Here is a 5,805-nt window from a genome sequence, read left to right on the forward strand (position 1 = left end):
ACCCCGAAGACTCCGAAGACCCCGCCGACCCCCACGGCTGCCACCCGGGCTGTTGCGGCTGGTTCACGCCTCACTCACCTACCCTGCCCCTGGATGTCATCCATCCGGGCGTAGAAATCGGCCACCGCGGCGCTGTCCGCCAGCACCGTGACCTGCGACGGGTCCGGGATCTTGGGCAGGTCGACCTCCGAGGGCGTGCCGTCGAGCCGGTAGTGGTAGTCGATCTCCAGCTCGTGCCCGTCGCCGGTGATCTTGCCCGTCATCTCGATCTCGGTGAGCTTGCCCCGCGGGTCCAGCGCGACCCGCGTCTGCAGCGTCTGCGCCTTCATCTCGGCCGTCAGCTCGGAGGCGATCGCCGCCGGGAAGGTCACCACGTCGTGCTCGATGAACGCCGTCAGCGTGACCTCCGCCATCAGCTCCAGGCTGCCGTCGGGTTTGCTGTTCGCCCGCTTCGCGCCGCGGCCACCCTCCACCGAGTCCTGCACGGCGCCCAGCATCTTGCAGACCGTCTGCGCGCCCTCCCAGTAGCACTCGTTGTAGTTGCCGGACGTGTAGGGCATCTGCACCCACGGCGTCGGCGCCAGGCTCGCGTACACGGGCCCCAGCAGCATGTACTCGACCGGGCTGTTGGCCGGGTGGTAGACGTCCAGGTACTCGTTCGAGTCGAGGTTCGAGTGGTTGCGGCTCAGCCGGGCGGGCGGGTGCCCCAGCTGAACGGCGCTGATCGTCGCGTTCAGGCGCTTCTCGTCGAACCGGACCACCTGGTCCAGCCGGGTCTTGCGGGTCTCGTTGGCGCTGAACTGGTCGGACAGCTTGTTGAGCGTCTCGTCGAACTTCGCGCTCACGTACGCCGCGGCGTCCTCGCCGTCGGGCACGGGCGTACCGGCCTGTGCGCTGCCGCAGCCGGCGAGCAGGCCCACCGTGGCGAGCACCGCGGTCAACCTCGGTAGTCTGGATCTCGTTCGCGCGGACACGCCGGTGGCCCCCTCCAGGCGGAAAACCGTGTTGTCGACTGCGCGTCACCCTAGTATGTAAGCCGGGGACACCCCGCCTTCAAGGTCGCCGAACCCGGCGGGTATCTTCATATGTCGTTGTGCGTGCAGCAAGCGTTCGCGCTGGGTACGCACTCGACCCCAAACGCACCGTTGACCACGAGGTAGACCCTTGCCCACGTACAGCCCTAAGCCTGGCGATGTCACCCGTGCCTGGCATGTGATCGATGCCGAGGATGTCGTGCTCGGCCGGCTCGCGACTGAGGTCGCCACGCTGCTGCGCGGCAAGCACAAGCCCACGTATGCACCTCACGTGGACACCGGTGATTTCGTCATCATCGTGAACGCCGAGAAGGTCCGTCTGACCGGTAACAAGCGCGACCAGAAGTTCGCGTACCGGCACAGCGGTTACCCGGGCGGTCTGCGCAAGCGCTCGTTCGGCGAGCTGCTCGACACGCGGCCGGACCGGCTGCTGGAGAAGGTCGTCAAGGGCATGCTGCCGAAGAACAAGCTCGGCCGCGCCCAGGCGAAGAAGCTGAAGGTCTACGCAGGCCCGCAGCACCCGCACGCTGCGCAGCAGCCGCAGCCGTTCCAGATCACCAAGATCGCGCAGGTCGCCAAGTGAGTGAGGAAGTGTCTGTGACCAGCACCGAGACCGAGGCCTCCCCGGCCACCGAGGCCCCCGAGGCCACCGAAGCGGTCGTGACCAGCGAGACGCCGGCCGCTCCGCGGCCGTCGCGCGCTGCCGGTGGCTCCGCCCAGACCGTCGGCCGTCGCAAGGAGGCCGTCGTCCGCGTGCGGCTCGTCCCCGGCACCGGCAAGTTCAAGCTCAACGGGCGCAGCCTCGAGGAGTACTTCCCGAACAAGGTGCACCAGCAGCTCATCCGTGAGCCCCTGGTGACCGTCGAGAAGCCGGACTCGTTCGACATCTTCGGCAACCTGACCGGTGGCGGCATCTCGGGCCAGGCCGGCGCGCTGCGCCTGGCGATCGCCCGCGCCCTGGTCGAGGTCGACGCCGACGACCGTCCCGCGCTGAAGAAGGCCGGGTTCCTGACCCGCGACGCGCGTGCCACCGAGCGCAAGAAGTACGGCCTCAAGAAGGCCCGCAAGGCCCCGCAGTACAGCAAGCGCTGACCCGCGCTCAGCTCGTTCACGAAGGCGCCCATCCGGTTCCGGGTGGGCGCCTTCGTCGTTCCCGCCCCGGCTGGGTTCGTCACGTGCGAAAAGGGCATTCTGCCAGCGGAACGCACCCCGGCGACGACGTCCCGGGGCGGCGTTACGGTCGAACCGGAGGACGCTAGGTTGTCGGGGTTGCACGGCTCGAGGAGAGGATGAGATGGCTCGCCTTTTCGGCACCGACGGGGTTCGAGGTCTGGCCAACGGGGAGCTGACGCCGGAGCTGGCGCTGTCCGTGGCGGCCAGCGCGGCCCGCGTGCTCGCCGCGCACGACCGCTCGCACCGCCCGGTGGCCGTCGTCGGCCGCGACCCGCGGGCCAGCGGCGAGATGCTGGAGGCCGCCGTGGTGGCGGGCCTCGCGTCGGCCGGCGCGGACGTCCTGCGCGTGGGCGTCCAGCCGACCCCCGCCGTCGCCTACCTGGTCGGGGCCCTCGAAGCCGACCTCGGCGTGATGATCTCGGCGTCCCACAACCCCATGCCGGACAACGGCATCAAGCTCTTCGCCGCCGGCGGGCACAAGCTGCCGGACGGCATCGAGGACGAGATCGAGGCGGGCCTGACCAGCGACGGGCCCCGCCCGACCGGCGCCGGGATCGGCCGGGTCAGCGACGTCGGCGACGCCATCGACCGGTACACCGACCACCTGCTCGCCGCCACCCCGCACCCGCTCACGGGCCTGCGGATCGTGGTCGACTGCGCCAACGGGGCGGCCTCGTTCGCCGCACCCGAGGTCTACCGCAAGGCCGGCGCCGAGGTCATCGCCATCCACGCCGAACCGGACGGCATCAACATCAACGAGAACTGCGGCTCGACGCACCCGGAGCAGCTCCAGGCGATGGTGGTCGAGCACGGCGCCGACCTGGGCATCGCCCACGACGGCGACGCCGACCGCTGCCTGGCCGTGGACGCCTCGGGCGAGCTGGTGGACGGCGACCAGATCATGGCGATCCTGGCGCTGGCGATGGCCGAGGCCGGCGAGCTGACGCAGGACACCCTCGTCGCGACGGTGATGAGCAACCTCGGCCTGCACCTGGCGATGCGCGACCACCAGGTGAACCTGCGCACGACGGCCGTCGGCGACCGGTACGTGCTGGAGGAGCTGCGCTCGGGCGGTTACGCGCTGGGCGGCGAGCAGTCCGGTCACGTGGTGTTCCCGGCGCTGGCGACCACCGGCGACGGCCTGCTGACGGCGTTGCGGGTGATGAGCCGGGTCGCCTCGACCGGCAAGCCGCTGGCCGAGCTGGCCGGGGTGATGCGCAAGCTGCCGCAGGTGCTGGTCAACGTGCGGGTCTCGGACAAGGCGACGGTCGCGAAGTCGCCGGTCGTGCGCGAGGCGGTCGAAGCCGTGGAAGCCGAGCTGGGTGACGAGGGCCGCGTCCTGCTGCGCCCGTCCGGCACCGAGCAGCTGGTGCGGGTCATGGTCGAGGCGCCGGCGCAGGAGATCGCGCACGCCTCGGCGGACCGGCTCGCGGGAGTGGTCTCGTCCGTCTCCTGAACCGACTGCGAACTGTCGTACCCCCTGGGTACATTCGGGGCACGACACGGAGTGAGGGGGAGTGGTCGTGGCCGGGTACGAGGTCGATCCGCAGCAGTTGAGCGCCGCCGCGGGCACGGTCCGGGACGAGCCCGGGACGCAGCTGAAGTACACGCTGCCCAACCTGCGGGACGTGCAGATCAAGGCCGAGGACTTCGGCCGCAAGCACCACGAGTCCTTCGCCGGGTACCAGGCGGGCGTGGCGCGGCTGGTGGCCTGTGTGGACAGCTACGTGCGTGCTTCCGGTGAGTACGCGGACAGACTGGGCGGCGCGGGCAAGTCCTACGCCGCCGCCGACGACCAGTCCCAGGCCGGCGTGCGGACGGCGGCGAGCTGATGGCGTCCCGGCTGCCCACGATCCAGGAGGTCCAGCAGCTCGTCGACGACCCGAAGATCGACGACGAGACCAAGCGGACGCTGCTGGTCCGGTACTTCGACGCCATCGGTGACCACGACCCGGTCGGCTACGGCTTCCAGAACGAGAACGAGAAGAAGCAGCTGCTGGAGTCCTATCAGGACCGGTTCGACTTCACCGATCGGGACCTGACGGACGGCGCGTTCGCCTACGACGCGTACTCGAAGGCGCAGGGACAGCACGACGCGAACGTGCAGGCCGCGCGTGACGAGCAGAAGCGCGCGGTCGACGACGGGAAGACGCGCCTCGATTCGCTGAAGGGCACGGACACCAGCCCGGGGGCGGCGAACTCGAACGAGATCCTGGACGCGGGCGCGGCGGGGCTGGACAGCTTCCGCACCTGGCTGCCGGTCTACAGCAAGGCGCGCGCGGTGGCCGCGCCCGGCCTGCCGGACTTCCGCCTGCCGGAGCTGATCGAGCGGTACGACGAGCAGCGCGACATCCCGTTCGACAAGTTCGCGGCCGGGGTGACCGAGATCGTGCAGGTGCGCGAGTCGGTGGCCGACGCGGCGCCGTCGCAGAACTCGGCGATGCAGGCCCTGTTCGGGTCGTGGGACGGCGATGGGAAGAACGCGGCGGCGGCGTCCTGGACGAAGTTCGGGGACGGGGTCAAGGCGGTCGAGCAGGCGCTGGAGCACGCGGCGGACGTGGTGAACCGCACGATCGCCGCGGTTGCCGGGTCGTGCCGGGACAAGGCTTCGTGGGTGCTGCAGTACGCGTTCCAGACGTGGCCGCAGCAGCAGGGGCTGACGGCGCAGGACACCGACCGGCTCACGCGGATCGCCCAGCTGGGGCGCAACGCCAGCGCGGACGACTTCAAGCACTTCATCGGATTTCTGTACTCGCAGAACCCGCAGCTGGCGAACCAGTTGGTGCTGGGTTCGTCGTTCGGGATGTCCGACGAGTTGCTGGACGCGGTGCAGGCGTGGGCGAAGAGCTGGCTGGCGCAGTTCTGCGGCTGGTTCGCCGGTTTCGTCGGCGAGTTCCAGTCGATGTGCGAAAACACGCGCGTCGCCGTGGCGAGTCAGTGGTCGGCGCTGAACACCGAGCTGCAGAAGGTGCCGGACAACCCGTTCGCCGCCGTCGGTGCGGCCGCGGCGCCGGTGACCGCCGGTGCGGGCGGCTCGCGCGGGGGTTCGGGCGGCTCGGCTGGTGGCGCGGCCGGCGGTGGCTCGGCAGGTGGCGCGGCCGGCGGTGGCGGTGGTTTCGCGGGCGCTGCTGGTGCGGCTGGTGCTCTTGGGGGTGGTGCCGATGGCTCGGCTGGCGGTGCCGGTGCCGGTGAGCCGGCGGGCGGCGCGGGTGCGGTGCCACCAGCAGCCGCACCGATCGTCCCTCCGGCGGTCGCCCCCGTCGCGCCGGTGGCGGCGGAGCAGGACACGCTGACGGTCCAGCGGGGCGACAGCAAGCTCGAAATGTCGGAACCGGACCAGAACGGCCGGATGGCCATCAAGATCGACACGGGCGACGGCCCGGCGAAGGACTACCAGCTGACCTGGGGAGCCCCCGACCCGGCCAACCCCGCCCACACCCCGGCCGCCGACGGCAAGATCCACATCGACGAGGGCCCGCTGCACATCACAGCCGACCGCCCAGTCGGCGAAACCGGCCCCACGGTGATCACCATCGACGACGGCACGGGCCCCCCGACGACCTACACCCTCGGCGAGGAGCCCGCCACCACCCAGCAC

6 protein-coding genes are annotated in these 5,805 nt (G+C 70.6%); 5 read left to right on the forward strand and 1 reads right to left on the reverse strand.

What is annotated here, in order from left to right; all coding sequences use genetic code 11:
• Positions 1–74: 74 nt before the first annotated feature.
• The gene (locus D0D15_RS35065; RefSeq protein ID WP_094003952.1) at positions 75–932 is read right to left on the reverse strand and encodes a hypothetical protein; all 858 of its coding nucleotides are present in this window, start codon (positions 930–932) and stop codon (positions 75–77) included.
• Positions 933–1,164: 232 nt separating this feature from the next.
• On the opposite strand from D0D15_RS35065, the gene rplM reads away from it, so the two are divergent.
• From rplM to D0D15_RS36180, 5 genes are all read left to right on the forward strand, one after another.
• A complete protein-coding gene (gene rplM / locus D0D15_RS35070; RefSeq protein WP_017986650.1) occupies positions 1,165–1,617 on the forward strand; it encodes a 50S ribosomal protein L13 in 453 nt (150 codons plus the stop codon).
• A 14-nt stretch (positions 1,618–1,631) separates the two neighbouring features.
• Positions 1,632–2,126, forward strand: coding sequence for a 30S ribosomal protein S9 (gene rpsI, locus D0D15_RS35075; RefSeq protein WP_094003928.1), 495 nt, complete (start codon positions 1,632–1,634; stop codon positions 2,124–2,126).
• A 202-nt stretch (positions 2,127–2,328) separates the two neighbouring features.
• Positions 2,329–3,663, forward strand: a complete 1,335-nt coding sequence (gene glmM / locus D0D15_RS35080; RefSeq protein ID WP_115945076.1) for a phosphoglucosamine mutase — start codon at positions 2,329–2,331, stop codon at positions 3,661–3,663.
• 67 nt (positions 3,664–3,730) lie between these two features.
• A complete protein-coding gene (locus D0D15_RS35085) occupies positions 3,731–4,039 on the forward strand; it encodes a hypothetical protein (protein ID WP_233157101.1) in 309 nt (102 codons plus the stop codon).
• Positions 4,039–5,805: WXG100 family type VII secretion target (locus D0D15_RS36180; RefSeq protein WP_425266826.1), on the forward strand; the 1,767-nt coding region annotated here is incomplete at its 3' end. The genes D0D15_RS35085 and D0D15_RS36180, both read left to right, overlap by 1 nt.

It is taken from the genome of Amycolatopsis thermalba, from assembly GCF_003385215.1.
Taxonomy (GTDB): domain Bacteria; phylum Actinomycetota; class Actinomycetes; order Mycobacteriales; family Pseudonocardiaceae; genus Amycolatopsis_E; species Amycolatopsis_E thermalba.